The organism is Sphingobium sp. FG11, assembly GCF_057809915.1.
In genome coordinates this window covers 1-20,869 of the sequence record NZ_JBMDKW010000017.1, presented here as the reverse complement: position 1 = coordinate 20,869, position 20,869 = coordinate 1, and the positions used below count along the sequence as shown (strand labels likewise).

Here is a 20,869-nt window from a genome sequence, read left to right as displayed (position 1 = left end):
GCACCTCATGCGGTGGCTTCCACGCGCGGTTCGTCACTGGGCCTGATCCGATACCACAGGGCGTAAAGCGCCGGGAGGAATATGAGGGTCAGGATGGTGCCGACCGCCGTCCCGCCGATCAGCGTGAACGCCATCGCGCCCCAGAACACCGAGTGGGTCAGCGGCACGAACGCCAGCACGGCGGCCAGCGCGGTCAGGATCACCGGGCGGGACCGCTGCACCGTCGCCTCGACGACGGCGTCGAACGGCGTCCGGCCCTGTTTCTCATTCTCGTGGATCTGGTCGATGAGGATCAGCGTGTTGCGCATCAGGATGCCGGCCAGCGCGATCAGCCCCAATATCGCGTTGAAGCCGAAGGGCTGGCCGCTGATGAGCAGCGTCGGCACCACCCCGACCAGCCCGAGCGGCGCGGTCAGCAGCACGATCGCCATGGCGGAGAACTGGCGGACCTGAAGCATGATGACGATCATCATCAGCAGCAGCATGATCGGGAAGATCGGCGCCAGCGCGGCATTCGCCTTGCCCGCTTCCTCGATCGATCCGCCCATCTGGATATGATAGCCGCCGGGCAGCCCCGCGATGATCGGTTGCAGTCGCTTGAAGATGGCGTTCGACACGTCCGGCGGCTGGAGACCGTTGGCGATGTCGCCGCGAACCGTGATGGTGGGCAGGCGGTCCCGCCGCATCAGGATCGGGTCCTCCATCCGCGTTTCCAGCTTGCCGATCTGGCTGATCGACACCCGCTCGCCATTCGCCCCGGTCAGGGTGAAGTCGCCGATCCGCGCGGGATCGAGCCGGGCCGGACCCGCCGAGCGCGCCACCACGTCGACCGTGCGGATATCCTCGCGGACCTGCGTGATCGTCACCCCGGACAGCAGGAACTGGAGCTGTTCGCCGACATCGCCGGAGGTCAGCCCAATCGCCCTCAACCGATCCTGATCGAGCGTGAAGTGCAGCGTGGGCACGCGCTCGCCCCAGTCGCGGTTCACCGTCCGCATCATCGGGTCGCTCGTCATCAGCGCCTGAACCTTGTCGGCGATGGCGCGCACCTTGGCGGTATCCGGGCCGCTCACGCGGAAGGCGACGGGGAAGGGCGAGTAGGGACCGAACACCAGTTGCGTCGCGCGAACCCGCGCCGCCGGGGCCAGCCCGTTGGCGACCGCGCCCCGCAACCGTTCCTTCAGCGCATCGCGCGCCTCTTCCGAAGTGGTCAGCACGATGATCTTCGCGAAGGACGGGTCCGGCAGCTCCGGCGAGAGCGACATGAAGAAACGCGGCGCGCCCTGTCCGACATAGGCGGTGACGATCTTCGCCTCGGGCTGCTTGCGCAGCCATGCCTCGACCTGCTGCGTGGCGGCGTCGGTGCGCTCGATCGCGGTGCCCTTGGGCATCTGCACCTCGACCAGCACCTCGGGCCGGTCGGATGCCGGGAAAAACTGTTTCTTGACCAAAGTCATGCCAAGGCCGGACACCAGAAACGCCGCCAGCGTGGCGACCGTGACCAGCGTCTTGTGCCGGATCGACCACTGGATTCCGCGCCGCAGCTTCTGATAGCGCGGCGTTTCATAAATGGCGGCATGGCCCCCCTCGACAGGCTTGATGTGGGGCAACAGCTTCACGCCCATATAGGGGGTAAAAACCACCGCCACGACCCACGACGCGAGCAGCGCGAAGCCGACGATCCAGAAGATGTTGCCGGCATATTCACCGGCGGTCGATCGGGCGAATCCGACCGGCATCAGGCCGATCACCGTCACCAGCGTCCCCGCCAGCATCGGCGCGGCGGTATGGCTCCAGGCATAGGCGGACGCGGTGACGCGTTCGAACCCTTCCTCCATCTTCACCACCATCATCTCGATCGCGATGATCGCGTCATCGACCAGCAGGCCGAGCGCGAGGATGAGGGAACCGAGCGTGATACGGTCGAGCACCCGGCCCGTGGCCCACATGATGACCAGCACGATGGCGAGCGTCAGCGGCACGGCCGCCGCGACGACGATGCCCACGCGCCAGCCGAGCGCGATCAGGCTGACGATCATGACGATGGCCAGCGCTTCCAGAAAGGTTCGCATGAACTGGTCGACGGCCGCGCTGATGTTCACCGCCTGATCGGTGACGGCGGCGAACGTCATGCCCAGTGGCAGGTCCGATGCGATGGCCTGAACTTCCGCCTTCAGCGACTTGCCGAGATCAAGCCCGTTCCAGCCCTCGCGCATGATGACGCCCAGCAGCAGCGACGGTTCGCCCTGATTGCGGATCAGGAAAGTCGCCGGGTCCTCATAACCGCGTCGCACCTGCGCGATGTCGGAAAGGCGCAGCGTGCTGCCGTTCACGACAATCGGAATGGTGCGGATCTTTTCCAGATCGTCGATCGCGCCGTCGAGCCGCACCTGCATTTGCGGGCCTTTGGCTTCGATCGAACCCGCGGGCGTCATCAGATTCTGCTGCGCCAGCGCGGCGAAGATCGCGCGCGGCGCGACGCCAAGCGTGGCCAGCCGGTCTTGCGAAAACTCCACGAAAATGCGCTCGGGCCGCTCGCCGATAATGTTGATTTTCTTGACGCCCGGAACGTGCAGCATGCGCTGGCGCAGCCGTTCGGCTTCGCGCGCCAGTTGCCGCTGCGGCTCTCCCCTGGCTTTCAGGGCATAGAGCGCGAACGTCACGTCGCCATATTCATCGTTGACGAACGGGCCGACTGCGCCACGCGGCAGGTTGGGCGCTTCGTCCAGCATCTTCTTGCGCGCCTGATAAAATTCGGACTGCACCTCCGATGGCGGCGTATTGTCGCGCAGGGTGAGCGTGGTGAAGGCGAGGCCGGGGCGCGTGAACGTATCGCTACGGTCGTACCAGCGCAGTTCCTGCAAGCGCTTTTCCAGCGGCTCGGCGACCTGATCCTGCATTTCCTGCGCGGTCGCGCCCGGCCATGCGGTGACGATCGTCATCACCTTGATGGTGAAGCCGGGATCTTCCGCGCGGCCAAGGTTGAGGAAGGCGACGATGCCCGCCAGCGTGATGATGATAATCAGGAACAGGGTGACGGCCCGTTCGCGCACAGCCAGCGCGGACAGGTTGAACCGGCTCGTTGGTTCGGGTTCGGCCGGATGATGGGGCGACCCGCTCAACGGCCTGCTCCCGTATCGATCCGCACCTGCTGTCCCTGATGCAGCATGTGGGCGCCAAGCGCGATCACGCGCTCACCCGGCCGCAATCCTGCGGACAACGCCGCCGTCTCTTCACCCATGGCGGCGAGTTTCACCGGACGCCAGCTCACCGTGGGACGCGATTGCCCAACGACGATCCAGACGCCCGGTCCATGTCCCCGATCGGAAATACTGCCCAGCGGCACGGACACGGCCGATGATTTGGCGGCGTCGCCCAGCCGCACCATGACGGTCGAACCGAGCGGCGCGGACGCCGGCGCACCGGCCAGCACGAAACGCGCCTCGAACGTGCGGGTGGCGGCGTCGGCGGCGTCGCTCAACTGCCGCAACCGCGCGGTGCCGGTCAGGCCGCTATAGGTGCGGGCCTGCACCACCATGCCGGTCGCGGGACGAAGCGTTTCGGGCAGGGCGACGATCGCTTCGCGCGGCCCGGCGTGGGCGAGCCGGACGACGGGCTGCCCTGCGGCGACCACCTGCCCCGGCTCCGCCATCGTCTGGGCAACCGTGCCATCGGCGTCCGCGACCAGAATGGTGTAATCGGCATTGTTGCGGCTGACGCGCGCCTGCGCCTGTGCGGCGGACAGGTCGGCGCGCGCGGCGCGGGCTGCCGCCTTGATCTGGTCATAGGCGGATGCGGAAACGGCGCCTGCCGCCACCAGATCGCGATAACGGTTCTCATCGGCGCTGGTCTGGACGGCGCGCGCCTGTGCGGCATCTACCGTGCCGGACGCGGCCTGCCGGGCGAGGCTGTAGTCGGTCTGGTCGATGCGCATCAGTGGCTGGCCGCGACGCACGGTCTGGCCCGCATCGACCAGCCGGGCGACTACCTTGCCGCCGACGCGAAAGCCCAGGTCGCTCTGCACGCGCGCGCCGACGATTCCGGTGAAGCCGTAAGCGCCCGCTTCGGCCGGCGTCGCGGCGGCGACGCGCACGAGCGGCGGCATGGTGCGCGGGTCAGTGTCGGAATGCCCGCAGGCGGTCAGCGTGGCGGTCATCAGACCCAGGATGCCGATGGTGCGCATGCAATGATGTTCCGACACGAAGAATCCTCTCGCTGGGTCGGAACCTCATCTGTCGATATATGACTAATATGTCAACTGGTCACAAACAAAATCGCCGTTCAGGGGGCCAGGCTCCGCAACACCAGTCCCATGACTTCATTTTCCGCGTCCGGCAGAATATCCAGACTGTGCTGAAGCAGCATGGGGTCGATAAATTGTCGAAGGCTGTAAAATATCGATCGCCGGATCTCGTCGAGCGGGGTTTTTCTTTCAAATACGCCGCTTTCGCGGCCCTCCTTTAATATGGCTTCCAGCAATTGTTCGAGGCGCTGATGATAGGCTTGTGCGCTCGACCATTTCTCCAGCGACGCATGGGCGGCGATTTCGTAAAGCTTGCGATCCGTGAAAAACATCTCAACGCTTGCATTTGCCACGGTTTTGGAAAATTTCCGCAGCTTGTCTATGGGGTCGGCCCCGTCATCGACGGCAGCGCGGACCTGATCGAACAACAGGGTCAGTCGGTCATTGCAGATGGCCTGTCCAATGGCCTGTTTCGATTCGAAAAAGCGGTAGATATAGGCTTTCGAAAAGCCGATCTCGCGCGCCAGATCGGCCACGGTCGTCTTGTCATATCCATAATGCGTAAAATAATCACGGGCGGCGGCGATGATCTGGTCGCGCACGGCATGCTCGGCCGGCCCGCGCCTCGCGAGGCTCTTGTCGGTTGCAGGAGTTTTCATGGCGACCATCCTTATCGTGGAATGGCGATGTTGACAAACTGTGACTAATAATGTCAACGGTTACACATCTGCAAAGGTGGGTTAAGGCATGCGACGTTTTCGCTCGATCATGATTTCAGCCATGGGGGTAACATCGCTCGGCGGTTGTGCGGTGGGACCGGCCTATGTCGCGCCTGCCACACCCGAGTCGCCCGCGTTCGTCAATAGCGCGGCGATCGACGCGAGCGGGCAGGGCGCCGCGTCGGTCGATCTCATAAGCTGGTGGAAATCCTTTGACGATCCCTTGCTGACAAGCTTCGTCCAGCGCGCGCTGGAGCAAAATCTCGATCTGCAACAGGCCAGCGCACGCGTCATTCAGGCACGCGCATCGCTGCGCGCCGCCAACGCCGCGCTCCTCCCCTCCGGTCAGATCAGCGGGCAGGCGAGCGAAAATTATCAATCGCTCGAAACCCCATTGGGGCGAATGGCCAGTGCACAGCCGGGATATGAGCGTGAGACGCAAGGCTATGAGCTGGGTCTTGGCGCGAGTTGGGAGGTGGACCTGTTCGGTGGACGGGATGCGGCGCGGGATGCCGCGCGCGCCAGTTGGCAGGCCTCAGCCGCTGCCGCTGCCGCCGCCCGCTTGACGGTCGCAGCGCAGACGGCGGACACCTATGTTGCAATCCGCAGCCTTCAGGCGCGGCTGGACATCGCCCGGAACCAGCGAGGGGTGCAGCAGCAGTTGGTGGATCTGGTCGCCCTTCAATATCGCAAAGGGGTGGCGGCGGAACTTCAGTTGCGACAGGCTGAGGGCGCTTTGGCGCAGGTGAAAGCGGCCGTGCCGGAGCTTGAGCAAAATCTCGATCAGGCGATGAACGCGCTTGATGTGCTGATGGGACTCCAATCGGGATCGACGCGGGCCGAGCTTGCCGTGGCCACCCCCATTCCAGCACCTCCGTTGGTGTCGAATGCGGGCGGGCCGGCGGCCCTGCTGCGGCGTCGCCCCGATATCATCGCGGCGGAGCGCATGCTGGCGGCCTCCAATGCGCAAATCGGGGTCGCCATGGCGGAATATTATCCCAAATTCTCGTTGAGCGGCTTGCTCGGTACGGCGACGATGGAGGTCGGCGGCCTGTTCAGCGGAAACGCTACGCAAGCCAGCGGCATATTGGGCATGCGCTGGCGCTTGTTCGACTTTGGCCGGATCGATGCGGAAATCGCCGCCGCGCGAGGGCGCAATGCGGAAGCGCTCGCCGCTTATCGCCTGACGGTGCTTCGCGCGTCGGAGGATGTGGAAAACGCCTTTTCCAGCCTGATCAAACAACAGGAGCGCGCGGCAATCCTCGCCTCGGGCGGGGCCTCCCTCACCAAAGCGCGCGTCGCTTCTTTCGCCGCCTATAAGGGCGGGGTCTCCAGCCTGCTGGATGTGCTGGACGCCGACCGGCGCCTGCTTGAAAATCGCGATGCCCAAGCGGTGTCCAGAGCGGGCGCGGCGCGGGGTGCTATCGCCTCATTCCGCGCCCTTGGCGGGGGATGGAACCCGGCTGCACCTCTTGTCACGGCCGGGGCGCAGTAGCGATAAGGGCTATTACAGGCGGTTGGACCGAATGCCGGAACCGACCCTAAAAGCCGGTTGCGCCTAGCCGCGCCATCCTGCACGACAGGCCCGAAGATCGCATCGACGGGAGAGTGATATGGGACGTTTGGCGGGCAAGGTAGCGGTCATCACCGGCGGCGCTTCGGGAATCGCGTTCGGCGTTGTCGAGATGTATGTCGCGGAAGGGGCGAAGGTCGTCGTCGCCGATATTCAGGTGGAAAAGGGCGCGGCGCTCGAACAGCGCTTCCCCGGATCGGTCTGTTTCAGTGCTTGCGACATCCGCAATGAAAGCGACATCGCCCGCACGATGGCGATGGCGGAAGAGAAGTTCGGCGGACTGGACATCGTCGTCCACGCCGCCGCTTCGGTGGATCATAAACAGAAGATCGCCGACTTGACGACAGAAGCATGGGACGACGGACAGGCCAATTTGCTGCGTAGCCACGTCATGTGCATCAAGCATGCGATCGGGCCGATGGAAAAGCGCGGCGGCGGATCGGTGGTCCTGATCTCGTCGGCGGCGGCGGAGAATTTTTCGCCGGCCGCCAGCATGGTCTATGTCGTGTGCAAAGGCGCGGTGCTCTACCTCGCGCGCTGGGCGGCATTCGAGCTGGCGGGCAGCAAAATCCGGGTGAACGCGATCGTGCCGGGCGCCTATGCGACGTCGATGTGGGGCCAGCTGGTCGGCGCAAGCCGCGACGTGGCGGATATCATGCCGGCGCATCTGGACGAGATGATGTCGGGGTCGCAGCCTCTGCCCGTCGCGGGCAAGCCGGTCGATATCGCTTATGCGGCGACGTTTTTGGGATCGGACGAATCGCGGTTCGTGACGGGCACGCAACTGGCCGTCGATGGCGGCCTTTCGGTGTTCCGGCCGGCGGTTCCGCGCGAAAAGGTCATGGCCTATCTCGAAGATGCAAAGGCCGAGGCGGAGAAGATCTTGCAGTCCGCGGATTGAAGGTCCGACGCCACCCCGTGGCGGGGGTGGCGCTTTAAGGTCGTGCGCTTTTACGGGCGGCCGCCGTCCACCTGGATCAGCGCGCCGGTCGTGAAGCTCGAATGGTCCGACGCCAGATACAAGACGGTCGAGACGATTTCCTCCGGCTCGCCATAGCGTTTGATTGCGGATTTGATGTTCGCGGCCTTGTCCGGCGACCAGGCCTTGGCGATGTCGGTGCGGAAGCTGCCGGGCAGGATCGCATTGACGCGCACCTTGGGGGCATATTCGAACGCATGGGCGATAGTGAGTGCGTTCAGCGCGGCCTTTGCACCGGAATAGGGCGCATATTCGGGCTGCGGCCGGATCGATCCGATCGACGATATGTTGATGATGCTGCCACCGTCGCCTTCCGCCATGCGGCTCGCGACCAGCGCGGTCATGCGGAACGGACCCTTGAAATTGACGCCGATCACCTTGTCGAACAAGGCTTCCGGTGTGCCGAGCGAGCCGTCGGACAGCGGCGACATGCCGGCGTTATTGACCAATATGTCGATCTTGCCGAAATGGGCGTAAGCGACCTCTGCCAGCCGGTCGATATCGTCCCAACGGCCCAGATGCGCGCCGACGCCCAGCGCCCGCACGCCGAATTCGGCCTCGATCTCGGCCGCCAACTGCTCGCAATTTTCAGCATTGCGGCTGGCGATCACCACGTTCGCGCCCTGCTCGGCGAAGGCGCGGCAGATCGCCGCACCAAGGCCACGGCTGCCGCCGGTGACGAGCACCACCTTGCCGCTGAAATCGAAATATTGCTTCATGACCGACCTATTCCGATTCCGTGAGGGTTTTGCGCGCCAGCGCGGCGATCGTCGCGACGCGATCCTGCGTATGTTTGACGGCGCGATTGACGCCCGTGCCGATGCTCGCGCGCTTCAATATGCCCTGGATCATCACGGCATAGCGAAACTGGACGAAGCTGAAATAGAAGCCGAGATCGGGGATCGCGTCCAGCCCCATGCGGCGGCAATAGCTGGCGACATAGGCGTCGAGCGAGGGGATGCCGAGCGCGTCCAGATCATGCCCGAACAGCGTCGTCGCACTGCCTTCCGCAAAGCCGAGCGGCTCCCACCAGGCACGCGTATTGTGTGCCAGATCGATATAGGGATTGCCGAGCGTCGACAGCTCCCAGTCGAGCGCGGACAGCACCTTCGGCTCGGTCGGGTGGACCATGGCGTTGTAAAGGCCGAAATCGCCGTGCAGGATCGTCGTCGGCTCGCTCTGTGGCAAGCGATCGTGCAGCGCCTGCATCAGCCAGTCGATATCGGGCACATCGACCAGTTTCGACTGTTCGTAATTGCCGCACCAGCGCTTGAGGTTGCGCGCGGTGAAGCCGGTTTCCTTGCCGAACCCTTCAAGCCCCAGTGCCTTGTAATCCAGCTTGTGCAGGTCGGCGAGATAGACGTTCATCGAATCATAGATGGCGGTGCGGTCCGCCTTTGCGACGCCCGGCAGGTCTGCGTTCCAGAACACGCGGCCGTCGATGAATTCGGTGATGTAGAAGGCCGAGCCGATCACCGCTTCATCGTCGCAATAGAGCGCGGGGCGGGGGACCGGGAAGCCCGCATCGGCCAGCGCCTTCGTCACGCGATATTCGCGGTCGATCGCGTGGGCCGACGCGAGCAACTGGCCCGGTGGCTTGCGGCGCAGGACATAGCTTTTGTCCGGCCCGACCAGCTTGTATGTCGGGTTCGACTGGCCACCCTTGAACTTTTCGACCGCGAAGTCGCTGCCCAGCCCGTCGACGCGCGGGGCGAGATAGGCGGCGAGTTTCCGCGTATCGAGCGCCAGATGTTCGGGCGGCGCTTCGGTGCCGGTGAGCAGGTCCTGACGATCAGCCATGGGTCGACGCCTCGCTTGCCTTGGGAGCCTTGTATTTCTGCAACTCGTTGCGGGCGATCACGCGGTTGTGCACTTCGTCCGGCCCGTCGCCGATCCGCATGACGCGCAGGCGGGCGAAGGTGTAGGCGAGACCGAAATCGTCGCACATGCCCGCCGCGCCATGCGCCTGCTGCACCACGTCGCACAGATGCTGGGCGAGTTCGGGGACGATGACCTTGATCTGCGAAATCTCGTTGCGCGCCTGCTGCACGCCGACCGTGTCCATCAGCCAGGCGGTCTTATAGACCAGCAGGCGGCTCATTTCGATGTTGATGCGGGCGCGGGCGATCCGCTCCTTCCACACGCTCTCGTCGGACAGCCGCTTGCCGAACGCGACGCGGCTCGTCAGGCGAAGGCACAGCTTTTCGAGCAGTCGCTCCGACACGCCGATGATACGCATGGCGTGATGGATGCGGCCCGGCCCGAGGCGACCCTGCGCGATCTCGAAGCCACGCCCTTCGCCCAGAATGACGTTTTCGGCGGGCACGCGAACATTTTCGAACAGGATTTCGGCGTGGCCGTGCGGGCGATCATGATAGCCGAAGATCGGCAGCGACCGCACCAGCGTGACGCCGGGTGTAGTCGGTTCGACCAGTATCTGCGTCTGTTGCAGGTGGCGCGGGGCCGACGGGTCGGTCTTGCCCATGACGATGAAGATCTTGGTGCGCGGGTTATAGGCGTTGGTGATCCACCATTTGCGCCCGTTGATGACATAATCGTCGCCGTCGCGCTCGATGCGCGTTTCGACATTAGTCGCGTCGGATGAGGCGACGGCAGGCTCGGTCATCGCGAAGGAGGATTTGATCTCGCCCGCGAGCATGGGCTTGAGCCATTTTTCCTGCTGCGCCGGGCTGCCATAGAGCGAGAGCACATCCATATTGCCGCTGTCGGGGGCGTTGCAGTTGAACACTTCGGACGCCCAATGCACCCGGCCCAGCGCTTCGGCAATCGGCGCATAGTCGAGATTGCTCAGGCCCGGCCCGTGGCGCGTGTCGTGCATGTGCATATTCCACAAGCCGGCATCGCGCGCCTTTTGCTGCAATTCCAGCATGAGCGGCGGCACACGCCAGGGATCGTTGGTCTCATCGCCCAACTGCTCTTCATACAGCGCCTCGTTGGGATAGACATGCGCTTCCAGAAACGACTGAACCTTTGCCAGCCATTCTTTTCCCCGAGGGCTGATGGCGAAATCCATATGCTACTCCGTTGCAGGCTGCGGACGGGGGAGGATAAATCCATTCCGCTCCGAAAATTGGCTTGAGGCGAACCCGACTTACCGTCGGGCGCGATGAATAACAATTTGCAACAGGACCGATCACTACGCCGGGAGAGGTGACCGCACAGTCCGAGGCTGAAATTGAGTTCAGATCGGTCCGCCAGATCATGCGAGAATTCACATCGGCGACGGCCAATTTTTCAGAGCCGCGCGAATGGAGGCGCCTAACAATGGCCCCGGCCAATAACCCCCTATCCTGTTCTTTGGAACTTATGTAGGTTATAGGACCTAACAGCAGAGTGTCAATCCGGCCGATCGCGCCATCGGGCCATCGATAAGGATATGACTGTAGGGAGAGTGCACTTATGCCCAATATCCTCGTGACCGGCGGAACCGGCAATATCGGCATGTACGCCGTTGCCGAATTTGTGCGTCGGGGGCACGATGTCGTGGTGCTGGACCGGGTCTCTGCCTCGCCCATTCTCCAGTCCATCGCGCCGACGGCCGAAATCGTTCAGGGCGACATCCTCGACGTCAACCAGCTTTCCGATATCGTTGCGACCCGCAAGATCGATTACATCCTGCATTTGGCCGCGTTTCTCGGGCCGGAATCGTCCACCGATCCCATCAAGGCGATGCATGTAAATTGCCAGGGGACGGCGAACATCTTCGATGTCGCGCTGCGTCATGGCGTCACGCGGGTCTGCTGGGCCAGTTCGATCGCCGCGGTCGGCGTCTTGCCGGATTATGACGGGCGGCTGGTGGACGAAGCCTATCGTGTCGGCCCGACCACGCCTTATGGCGCGAGCAAATATTTCTGCGAGTTGATGACCCCGACCTATATCGCCAGGGGGCTGGACATCAATTGCGTCCGCCCGGCCTTCGCCTTTGGCCTTGGCAAATTATCGGGGAGTTGGGGCGCCAATTATAACCGGATCATCTACAATGCGGCGACTGGCCAAGCGTCTACCTTCCCGTCCTGGTCCAAAAACGGCCTTCAGATCATCTACAATAAGGATCAGGCCAAATTCTGCGTCGATGTTACGCTGAGCGATCGGGGCGAAAACTGGCTCTACAATACGCCGACGGAACCGCCTTTTTCCGAAGAGGAACTTATCGCACTTATCAACGAGGTGGTTCCCGATGCGGTCATCTCGCGTGATCCGACGCCGCCTTTCGGTTCTGCCTTCCCGCCCAATGTGGATGGCGGACGCGCGCTGCGCGACCTTGGCTTCCTTCCCGATTATGGCGTGAAGGCGGGCATTGCCGAGATGGTGGCCTATTACCGCCAATATCCGGATCAGGATCTTTGACCCTCCCGAACTCGGGTCGCCCGATAAAAAATCGGCCGGAGTAGGGCGGCGCGTCTGGATAAGTCGAAATTGCTGCTATACCGGGCCGGAGCAGCATGGCATTGGAACTAGGTTCTAGTGTCTACAGGTTGCGCATCGCGGCGCCTGACGTGAGCGAAAGAGACGGGGAAAGCAGATGGTAGAGGCAAATTCTTCGATCCAGAATCGATCGGAGATCCAGGAATGGACGGTGGGGCAGCTTTTGGCCAACGCCGCGGCCAAGGCGGGCGACACTATCGCTGTCAAGGATGGCGAACTGGTCTGGACCTATACGGAACTGCAAGCTGACTCGGCCCGCTTGTCGCGTTTCCTGCTCAGCCAATTCGCGCCAGGCGACCATGTCGCGCTGTGGGGCGCCAACAGCGCGCCGTGGATATTGTATCAAATGGCGGCGGCGCAGGCCGGCATCATCCTTGTGACGCTCAATCCGGCGCTGCGAGCGGCGGAGGTCGAGGCATTGCTGCGGCAGAGCCAGTCCGTGGGCCTGATCGCGGATACGGAATATCGCGGCATTTCGATGACCGGCATCATCGATGAAATCCAGCCGTCGCTGCCCCATCTGGGCAAGGTGCTGCTGACCAGCGACTGGCGTGCGCATCTTGCTGAAGCGCCCAATGACGCCATCGAGGTCACGGTTACGCCGGATGATACCGCACTGATCCTCTATACATCTGGCACGACCGGCTTGCCCAAGGGGGTGAAGCTTCATCACCGGGGGATCGTCAACAACGCTCTGCTGGGGTCGGAGCTTTATCTTCTGGACGATGGGCTTGCCTGGCTGGGCGTCATGCCCTTCTTCCATATCGGTGGTTCCGTCAGCACCATATTGGGCTGCATCGCGCGCATGAGCACCCATGTCGTGCTGCGCGCGTTCGAGGCGGGCGAGGTTCTGCGCCTGATCGAACAGGAACGGATCGTGTGGTTCCCCTGCGTGCCGACCATGGCCATCGCCATCATGGAGCATCCCGACTTCGACAAGACGGACCTCTCGTCGATCGAGGTTATCCAGACCGGCGGCACCACGGTGTCCCCCGAATTTGTGCGGCGACTGATCGACCGTTTCAACGCCGACGTCCAGATCATGTTCGGCCAGACCGAAGCGGGCGGCGTGATGTGCAAATCCCTGCGCGGCGACCCGGTCGAGGTGATCGCGGGCACGGTAGGCAAACCCTATCCCTATACCGAACTCAAAATATCGGATGCAGTCACCGGCGCGACGCTCGGCATAGGCGAGATCGGCGAAATCCGTATCCGCAGCCCCTATATGACGCGGGGATATTTCGATAATCCCGTGGCGACCACCGCAGCCTTTGACGAGGAAGGCTTTCTTCGGACGGGCGATCTCGGAACGCTGGACGATCTTGGCTACGTCCGTGTGACCGGACGGCTCAAGGAGATGATCATTCGCGGCGGCGAAAATATCTACCCGCGCGAGATTGAGGACCGGCTTGGCGACTATCCCGGCATTGCGGAATGCGCCGTGGTCGGCGTACCGCATGCGCGCTGGGGCGAAGAAGTGGCCGTCGCGATCAAATGCCATGCGGGCACGACGATCGAGGTCGAAGAGGCGCGGGAGTTTCTGCTCAACCTGATCGCGCGCCACAAAGTGCCCAAGATGTGGCGTCTGGTGGAAGATTTTCCCCGAACCTCGTCCGGCAAGATCCAGAAATTCGAATTGGTGAAGCTGTTCGCCGAGCCGGAGGAAAAGGCCGGATAAGCGCGGGTTCCAGCGCCGCTGCCGGCGGGGGCGCAATAGCCCGGCGCGTTCCTGTTATCAGGAACGCGCCGGGCTATTATTTTAGAGGACGACGAACGCGTTCTTTTCGCCGAACTTGTGAACCGCCGACTTGCCGGCCGGGAAGTCATCAAAGATGTGGCGGTCGATGTCCATGCCGCTGAACTGTTCCATGATTACTGGTCCGCTACAGCAATCCAGCAACTGTCGATTATATTCCTGAAACTCGGGAACGAGGCGCAATTCTGCCGCGACTTCATCTTCCCAGGAAGCGAAGACGACGAACTGGTTCGGGTCGCGCGCCCAACCCTGGAACGCGAATGTGCAACCGCGATAATAAAAGGGCTTTGCCTGTTCGCAGACATTCTCGAAAATCTGGAGAAATTCTTCGCGACGCGTGGGGTCTACTGACCAACGTACGGCGAACAGGTTCCGGTCACGGGTAAATGGCGATTCTCTTTCGGTCATGAAACTCTCCTTTTAGGTCCTTGCAAGGGGGCGAAATGGCGTGTCGCGTTCAGTCGTCCGTCCGGCATTCAGATGATGCCATGCTCGGCCGATCGATACCGTTACCGACGCGCTCCTCTCGATCCAATATAGGATATAGTGTCTTGCCGCTCAATCCCGCGCCGGTCAACGCCAATCCCTTCGGTACATGCTGGCGATCAGAGGCTGGGCGCAGGCGTCGAATTGCTCAGTCGCGCGCCTCCGGATCGTCCGCGACAAAGCCGGGGAAGGTGCGCAGATAGGCCAGAAAAGCGTCCGTCACGCCCTCGCCATGCAGATGCGCCCTATCGACCGGCTGCTCGGGCGACTGATATCCCGCATCCTGCCGCACCCGCTCGGGGAAATCGTGACGCAATATGCCCGCGCGGCCGATTGTCACGAAGTCGCAGCCTTCGTCGATGAGGTTGATCGCCGTGGCGGCATCCATGATCTTGCCCGCGACGCCCAGGCGGACATCATGCCGGGGTATGTCGGTGAAATAGCTCAGCAGGCTCCGACCCTGAAACGCCTCTTCATGGGGCTGTTTCAATACGTCCCACAGCGACATGTCGAGATAGTCGATCTGCCCCTGCCGCATGATCTCCCCGGCCAGTTCGCGCACCTCAGCGAGTTGCATCCCGAACCGTTCCGGCGACAGGCGCAATCCGACCTGAAAGTCCGGGCGGCAGGAGCTTCGAATGCCGTCGATCACCTCCAGCATCAGCCGCGCGCGGTTCTCGAAGCTTCCGCCATAGCGGTCATCCCGCCGATTGATGCTGGGCGACAGGAACTGGGCGAGGATATAGCCGTGCGCGCCATGGATCTGAACGCCGTCGCAGCCCGCCTTGTCCGCGCGCACCGCGGCGGCGATGAAATCCTCGCGCAACTGCTCCACCTCGTCCAAGTCGAGACTTCGGGCGCCGTTGCGCGCGCTGTCGGAAGGCGCGACGGGGGTGCCCACTATGTCTGCATCGGCGCGTTCGCCACCATGGTAGAGTTGCACCGCGGAAATCGAGCCATTGTCCCGAACCGCCGTGGCAAAGCGCGTCAGGCCATCAATATGCATGTCGTCGTAGATGCCGAGCTGACCCGGATAGCCTTGTCCCACATGCTGGATAGGCGCGGCGGCGGTCATCACCAGCGAAAATCCTCCGGCCGCGCGCATCGCGAGCCAGCGGATTTCATCGTCGGAAAGCCGGCCGTCGTCATGGCTCTGCTGATTGGTGAGGGGAGCCAGCATCAGCCTGTTCTTGAGGGCAGGGCCGCGATTTAAAGTGAGCGGCTCGAATAATTTGGCATGCGACATGAAATTCTCCCATCAGGGTGATTGGGCAGGGCGGAATCGTGCCCGATCGACCGCACTGCATTGCCTATGCAACGCTGCAATCCATAAAGCCGGGCGATCAGGGCATGCGGCGATCGGGAAAGCCGATCGCTCATCCCGATCATCCTCTCTTGTGAGTTCTGTTATTTCCCCGCTGAGCCGATTTTAGGATCGATATACGGAATCGCTTTTGGCGGCAACGGCCGGGGATTCGCGGTCGTTATCCACACTTCCATCGACCCCCGACCTCCTTTTTCAGAGGGATATGGGCGTGCGAAAATAGGTGCGGGCGATATAGTCGCGATGGTCCAGCAGGATCTGCGGCACCGGCTCACCCAGATATTGTTGCAGCAATGGCGCGAAACTACGAAAATAATCTGGCATCGTGCACAGGTCGGCGGCCATCGACCCGACGAGATTACTGAACGCCGTCCAATATATGTCCGGTGCCGTCAGCTTTTCTCCCATGAAATAGCGCTTGCCTTGCGCTGTTTGCGCCTCAAGCCGCCGTGCCAGCGCGGCGAGGATCGCCAATACCCGCTGACGGGCATAGTCGGTGGAGACCGGCGAACGATATTTCTGCCGCAGGCTACTGCCGCCATCGCCTCCCTTCTCGCCGGACAGGAGCATCAGGCGAATATTCCAGCCCAAACCGTCATGACCGCAAATTTCGTGGCACAGCCCCATTACGGCGATGCGCGCTTCCTCATCGGCGGGTATGAGCCGAGGCTCGGGCGCCAGTTGTTCCGCCAGCACCAGCATCTCTGCCCAGCCGGTGCGGGGCAGATCGTCGTTGAATATCGCGACGGGCGCAGAGTTTTGCCCGGTCCAGGCCTTCAACATCTCATTGGGTTCGCCGGGCACCTGCGGGACGGGGATATAGTCGATGCCCTTGAGTTCCAGTACCGCCTTGATCGCCACGCTCCACGCCCCCGGCACCCCTTGCGTGAATGCGATCCTCAGCCCCGGCATCGTGCGGGCCTGTTCGACAGGAACATAATTGAGCATGGTGTTCGTGGTCATCTGCCCCCCTTGATGCGGTCTGTTCTGGTTAGCGTCCTTCGCCGATCCTAGTTGCCGGTTTAGGATGATGCAACTAATCAGGAAACTACCTTAGACGGCGCTGGGACATGACCGCCGATGTTCAGGATCATGTGGCGGATTAAAGCGCAGGCGAGGCGCCTCGGTTCGCGACATGATCGACTAACCGGATGCAGTTTCAAAATTTAGGAGGATATGAAAATGAAGATTGGAATATTGGGCACGGGACATATCGGCAAAACGCTGGTCCTGTCATTGAGCGAAGCTGGCCATGATGTGAAAGTCGCGAACTCGCGTGGACCTCAGTCGATCGAGGCGGACATGCTGGTGAATGGCGCGCGCGCGGTCACGGCGACCGAGGCGCTGACCGATGTAGAGGTGGTCATTCTTTCGATCCCGCTCAACCGGCTTGCCGGTGTCGCGCCCCAGATTGCGTCCTTGCCTGCCGAGACGGTAATCATCGACACATCGAACTATTATCCGGTGCGCGATACCGAGATCGCCGCGATCGACGCTGGTCAGGTGGAAAGCCTCTGGGTGGTCGATCAACTGGGCCGGACGGTCGTTAAAGCATGGAACGCCATCGGGTCGGATTCCTTCGCACGTCTGGGCAAGCCCGCGGGCGATCCAGACCGTCTGGCGATTCCCGTTGCCGGGGATGACGACCGGAGTCGCCGCATCGGCATGGCGCTGGTGAACGATACCGGCTTTGATGCGGTCGACGCGGGTCCGCTCTCGGAATCCTGGCGGCAACAGCCGGGCGCGCCCTGCTATTGCACCGATCTGACGCGGGACGAAATGCCGTCTGCCCTTGCCGCTGCCGAGCGTGAGCGGCTGCCGAAGCGGCGGGATCTGGGTTTTGCGGCGGTGATCGAACGGATCGCCGGTAACGCCACCAATCCGAGCGCCGATTATCTCGTCCGCTTGAACCGGGCGCTGTTCATGTGATCAATCCGCCGCTTGTCCATGGGCAAGCGGCGGTATCGCCCCGGTGTTCGCCGGTCTCTCGAAATACGCGGATCAGATTGCCGTCTGATGCGCGGGCAGGCATTCGCGTGCCACGCTCTCACCGGCCAGCTTGCCGAAGGTCAGCGCATTGGCGACGCCGATGCCTCCCCCAATGTAGCGACGTCCCAACGTACAGCCTAGAACTTCGCCGCCTGCGTAAAGGCCGGGGATCACGCGGCCATTGCCATCCATGACATGGCCATCATTGTCGATTTCCAGACCCGCATGGCATGACACCATCGACGTCGCGCGGATTTCCACAGCGTAGAAGGGGCCGGTGCGAATGGGGTAGAATTTCGCGGGCTTCTTGAAGAAGTCCTCGTCTTCCCCCTGATCTACGAGTTGATTGTAGCGCTCGACCGAAAGCTCCAGATTAACGGGATCAATGTCGGACCGCTTGGCGAGATCCGCGATCGTATCGGCGACCTTCACCCGGCCTTTGGCGACCTGGTCTCGAATGACGCTGACGCGCCAGCTGTCCGAGCCTGGATCGTTGATATAGATTTTGAAAACGCTGTCGTCGGCGCAGGCTTCCTCCAGTGCCGGCTCGTCAAAGATCGCGAAGCAGCGCATCTCGGGCTGTTCGTTGACCAGATAACCACACACCGCATAGGACGCATTTTCCGTTATGAACCGCTTCCCGTCGCGGTTCACCACCATCGCCCATTCGGGCAAGGTATAGGATAGATCAGGCAGGAAATTGGGCGAGGGCACCAGCAGGCCATTGTCGATCCCGGTGATGTTCGCACCGGCACGTTCGCCCAGAAGAATGCCATCGCCCATGTTGAAGGGTGAATCGGCATAGAAAGACGTCAGGCGCGTACCATGCGCAGCCGCCGTCGGCCAAAGCCGCTTGACCATCGCGGGGTTGTTGGCAAAGCCGCCCGTCGTGATGATGACCGCATGGGCGCGCAGGTCCACCTCACCGGAGCGGATGCCCACGACCCCGCCATCTTCGACCAGCAGGTCCGAGACCCGCGAACCCAGCGCGACCTCAACCCCGAGCGCGCCTACGGCGTTAATGAGCGACTGGACGATGCCATATCCGCTGCCGAGAGCCTGATGCCCGCGCGGACGTCCGCCTACCCCGGACTCCATGACCAGTTCTGGCGGGAATTCATTGCCCAGTTCGGTAAGCCAGTCGATGATGTACGCGCCGGCTTCGGACAGGCGCTTTGCCAGCGCCGGTTTGATCGACCACTGGTTGAGCGTCATGATATATTGGTACATGTCTTCGGCGGAATCGGTGATCCCGGCCGCCTGCTGCACGCTGGTGCCCGCCGCATAGACGACCCCGCTCGACAGGGCGGTCGCCCCGCCCAGTTGCGTCGCCGCCTCGACGAGCATGACCGACGCGCCCTTCTTCGCGGCGTGATACGCCGCCGACAGCCCGGCGCCGCCCCCGCCAATCACGATTACATCATAATCTACCGACATCGCACTCTTCCTAACAAACGGCTCGCAGGGATCAGGCCGTCGCCCTTTGCGCCGCAAAATGCTGGTTCAGCCCCTTGAAGATCATGTCGTAAACCGCCTCCACCACGGCGCGGACATACTCGGCACTGCCCGGATCGACGACGTCGAACACCGAGGAAATATGCATCTTCACCTTGCCGTCGGGCAGCGTGTCGAAGGCCCAGGTCGCGATATAGTTGCGGACGCCCTCGATGAAGCCGTCAGTGCCATTGTAGAACAGGCGGCGGGCGACGGCATCCTCGTGGATCAACGTCTCGCGGTTGATGATCGGCAGGCCACCTTCCTCGGTGTTCGACCGCTCGATCACCTTGGTCCGCGGCACGCTGCCAGGCTCCCCTTCGAGATAGCATTTGCTGACCTTCATGCCAGCTTCCTCCACCTCATTGCCCCACCAGTCCATCGAACCCCAGTCGGTCACCAGCGCCCACAGCGCGTCCGCATCCGCATCAATGATCCCCTCGCGGCAACCCGTGCCTCGCTGAACAGACGTCATGATCGTCTCCTATATTCTTCAAGGGGCCGGGCGGACGCGGCTTTGCCTGCAGCAATGTCTCGTATGCCGACGCCATTTCAAAACAACGATAGCGACGCCGTCAATAGCGCCGCTATCCTCGTCTATACGGCATTTCAGGCAGGAACGGTCTGCGCCTTCTGCCGTTCGAAATATTTCCTGAACCCGTTCAGGATCGCGTCCGAATAGGTCCGTTCGATGAGCGAGATCATCAGGTTCGTGTCGGCTTCTTCCACGATGTCGAATTCGGACTTGAAGGTCATCAGGGTCTCGCCCGTCGGCAGGCTGTCGAGCATCGTCGTCGCGAGATAGTTGCGGAACTCGCTGCGCAACACTGCGCCGTTCGGGTTCGGACGGAACACCATGTCGTAGACGATGCGCTTGGTCACATCATCCTGCATCCACAGTTTTTCATCGACCGCCGATCCGGTGACGTGCCGCACGATGCGGGTACGGGGGACTTCGTTCGGCGCACCGACCAGTTCGACACTGGCGATATTCGGGCCGGGCCGGCCGCCATCTTCGGGCTTTACCCACCAGCGTTCGAAATTGGCCCAGTCCGTCAGCAGTTCCCATACGTCGTCGATCGGCGCATCGACGATCCCGCGAAATTCCGCATGGCCTCTCTTATACTTCTGCATATACTGCTCCTTAGAAACCGGTATTTAGTCGGACCCGCCCGCCATCTGCGCATTGCTTTTCGCGATCTTCGCCTGCTGGACAAATGCCTGTCGGCCAACTGGCTATATCGCGCTTATCTCACGGCATTCGAATGGCCATTTGACAGGTCTAGTATTGAAATACTACATATTCTGCTCCTTCGTGGTGTCAAGTGCGCGCGCCTGGTCGCCTAACCTTTGGGGTGCGCATCATCGCCCGAATGCCACGATGCAGAGAGGATAAGATATGTTGAATGCCGACGACAGGTTCGCGCTACAGGAACTGGTCAACCGATATGCCTATCACATCGACCTGTGGCAGATCGACGCATGGGCTGGTCTGTTCACACAGGATGGGATGCTGGACGAAAGCCCGGCGGGCATGGGCATTTACACCGGGCGTCAGGAGATCGCGGCTTATGGCGCGGAATTGAAGGCCGATGTGCTGCATGTGGTGCATCTGATGATGAACCATGTGATTCTCGACTATAGCGAAGATCGGGCGACGGGGGGCGTGTTCGCGCTGGTGGAAGCCGACACGCGCAGCAGCGGCCATATGCGCCACTATATCCGTTACGACGACAGCTATGTCAGGACGGCGGACGGCTGGAAATTCGAACGGCGCAACATCATTCCCATGTTTCCGCCGCAGATTCTCTCGACCAATTGATATGATAAGGCGCGGGGGGGGGGGGGGGGGGGGGGGGG

Annotated in this window: 18 protein-coding genes; 6 read left to right on the top strand and 12 right to left on the bottom strand. The window is 62.2% G+C overall.

Features of this window, described 5'->3' with window-relative positions; translation table 11 throughout:
- Window positions 1-5: 5 nt before the first annotated feature.
- The 3 genes from ACODSN_RS13765 to ACODSN_RS13755 form a co-directional block, all read right to left on the bottom strand.
- Window positions 6-3,122 (bottom strand): efflux RND transporter permease subunit, encoded by a 3,117-nt coding sequence (locus tag ACODSN_RS13765; protein WP_489056059.1) that lies wholly within the window; start codon window positions 3,120-3,122, stop codon window positions 6-8.
- Window positions 3,119-4,201, bottom strand: coding sequence for an efflux RND transporter periplasmic adaptor subunit (locus ACODSN_RS13760; protein WP_489056058.1), 1,083 nt, complete (start codon window positions 4,199-4,201; stop codon window positions 3,119-3,121). The genes ACODSN_RS13765 and ACODSN_RS13760 overlap by 4 nt, the downstream gene beginning before the upstream one ends.
- An 80-nt stretch (window positions 4,202-4,281) precedes the next feature.
- Window positions 4,282-4,902, bottom strand: coding sequence for a TetR/AcrR family transcriptional regulator (locus tag ACODSN_RS13755; RefSeq protein ID WP_489056057.1), 621 nt, complete (start codon window positions 4,900-4,902; stop codon window positions 4,282-4,284).
- 88 nt (window positions 4,903-4,990) lie between these two features.
- Between ACODSN_RS13755 and ACODSN_RS13750 the strand changes: the two genes are divergently transcribed.
- Both ACODSN_RS13750 and ACODSN_RS13745 read left to right on the top strand, forming a co-directional pair.
- Window positions 4,991-6,457 carry an efflux transporter outer membrane subunit gene (locus tag ACODSN_RS13750; protein ID WP_489056056.1) on the top strand — a complete coding sequence of 489 codons (1,467 nt, stop codon included), beginning with the start codon at window positions 4,991-4,993 and terminating at the stop codon, window positions 6,455-6,457.
- Between the two features lie 118 nt (window positions 6,458-6,575).
- Complete coding sequence (locus ACODSN_RS13745; protein WP_489056055.1) at window positions 6,576-7,436, top strand: SDR family NAD(P)-dependent oxidoreductase; 861 nt, start codon at window positions 6,576-6,578, stop codon at window positions 7,434-7,436.
- A gap of 50 nt (window positions 7,437-7,486) precedes the next feature.
- Here ACODSN_RS13745 and ACODSN_RS13740 read toward each other — a convergent pair whose 3' ends face one another.
- From ACODSN_RS13740 to ACODSN_RS13730, 3 genes are read right to left on the bottom strand one after another with little or no spacing between them, the layout of a single operon-like run.
- Complete coding sequence (locus tag ACODSN_RS13740; RefSeq protein ID WP_489056054.1) at window positions 7,487-8,233, bottom strand: SDR family NAD(P)-dependent oxidoreductase; 747 nt, start codon at window positions 8,231-8,233, stop codon at window positions 7,487-7,489.
- Window positions 8,234-8,240: 7 nt separating this feature from the next.
- Window positions 8,241-9,314, bottom strand: coding sequence for a phosphotransferase family protein (locus ACODSN_RS13735; protein WP_489056053.1), 1,074 nt, complete (start codon window positions 9,312-9,314; stop codon window positions 8,241-8,243).
- Window positions 9,307-10,548, bottom strand: coding sequence for an acyl-CoA dehydrogenase family protein (locus ACODSN_RS13730; protein ID WP_489056052.1), 1,242 nt, complete (start codon window positions 10,546-10,548; stop codon window positions 9,307-9,309). The genes ACODSN_RS13735 and ACODSN_RS13730 overlap by 8 nt, the downstream gene beginning before the upstream one ends.
- Before the next feature lie 386 nt (window positions 10,549-10,934).
- Between ACODSN_RS13730 and ACODSN_RS13725 the strand changes: the two genes are divergently transcribed.
- Together ACODSN_RS13725 and ACODSN_RS13720 are read left to right on the top strand one after the other, a co-directional pair.
- The gene (locus ACODSN_RS13725; RefSeq protein WP_489056051.1) at window positions 10,935-11,882 is read left to right on the top strand and encodes an NAD-dependent epimerase/dehydratase family protein; all 948 of its coding nucleotides are present in this window, start codon (window positions 10,935-10,937) and stop codon (window positions 11,880-11,882) included.
- A 229-nt stretch (window positions 11,883-12,111) separates the two neighbouring features.
- The gene (locus ACODSN_RS13720) at window positions 12,112-13,638 is read left to right on the top strand and encodes a class I adenylate-forming enzyme family protein (protein WP_489056050.1); all 1,527 of its coding nucleotides are present in this window, start codon (window positions 12,112-12,114) and stop codon (window positions 13,636-13,638) included.
- 81 nt (window positions 13,639-13,719) lie between these two features.
- On the opposite strand, the gene ACODSN_RS13715 is transcribed toward ACODSN_RS13720, so the two are convergent.
- The 3 genes from ACODSN_RS13715 to ACODSN_RS13705 form a co-directional block, all read right to left on the bottom strand.
- Window positions 13,720-14,124 (bottom strand): putative quinol monooxygenase, encoded by a 405-nt coding sequence (locus tag ACODSN_RS13715; RefSeq protein WP_489056049.1) that lies wholly within the window; start codon window positions 14,122-14,124, stop codon window positions 13,720-13,722.
- Between the two features lie 226 nt (window positions 14,125-14,350).
- Window positions 14,351-15,448 (bottom strand): NADH:flavin oxidoreductase, encoded by a 1,098-nt coding sequence (locus ACODSN_RS13710; RefSeq protein ID WP_489056048.1) that lies wholly within the window; start codon window positions 15,446-15,448, stop codon window positions 14,351-14,353.
- Window positions 15,449-15,721: 273 nt separating this feature from the next.
- The gene (locus ACODSN_RS13705; protein ID WP_489056047.1) at window positions 15,722-16,489 is read right to left on the bottom strand and encodes a glutathione S-transferase family protein; all 768 of its coding nucleotides are present in this window, start codon (window positions 16,487-16,489) and stop codon (window positions 15,722-15,724) included.
- Between the two features lie 213 nt (window positions 16,490-16,702).
- Between ACODSN_RS13705 and ACODSN_RS13700 the strand changes: the two genes are divergently transcribed.
- Window positions 16,703-17,455: an NADPH-dependent F420 reductase gene (locus ACODSN_RS13700; protein ID WP_489056046.1), complete on the top strand. Its 753-nt coding sequence runs from the start codon at window positions 16,703-16,705 to the stop codon at window positions 17,453-17,455.
- A 72-nt stretch (window positions 17,456-17,527) separates the two neighbouring features.
- Here the strand turns inward: ACODSN_RS13700 and ACODSN_RS13695 are convergent, their stop codons facing one another.
- The 3 genes from ACODSN_RS13695 to ACODSN_RS13685 form a co-directional block, all read right to left on the bottom strand.
- A complete protein-coding gene (locus ACODSN_RS13695) occupies window positions 17,528-18,952 on the bottom strand; it encodes an FAD-dependent oxidoreductase (protein WP_489056045.1) in 1,425 nt (474 codons plus the stop codon).
- A 31-nt stretch (window positions 18,953-18,983) separates the two neighbouring features.
- Entirely contained in the window at window positions 18,984-19,484 is a 501-nt protein-coding gene (locus ACODSN_RS13690) for an SRPBCC family protein (protein WP_489055909.1), read from the bottom strand.
- 134 nt (window positions 19,485-19,618) lie between these two features.
- Window positions 19,619-20,143, bottom strand: a complete 525-nt coding sequence (locus ACODSN_RS13685; RefSeq protein WP_489056044.1) for an SRPBCC family protein — start codon at window positions 20,141-20,143, stop codon at window positions 19,619-19,621.
- 265 nt (window positions 20,144-20,408) lie between these two features.
- Between ACODSN_RS13685 and ACODSN_RS13680 the strand changes: the two genes are divergently transcribed.
- A complete protein-coding gene (locus tag ACODSN_RS13680) occupies window positions 20,409-20,831 on the top strand; it encodes a nuclear transport factor 2 family protein (protein ID WP_489056043.1) in 423 nt (140 codons plus the stop codon).
- Window positions 20,832-20,869: the final 38 nt, after the last annotated feature.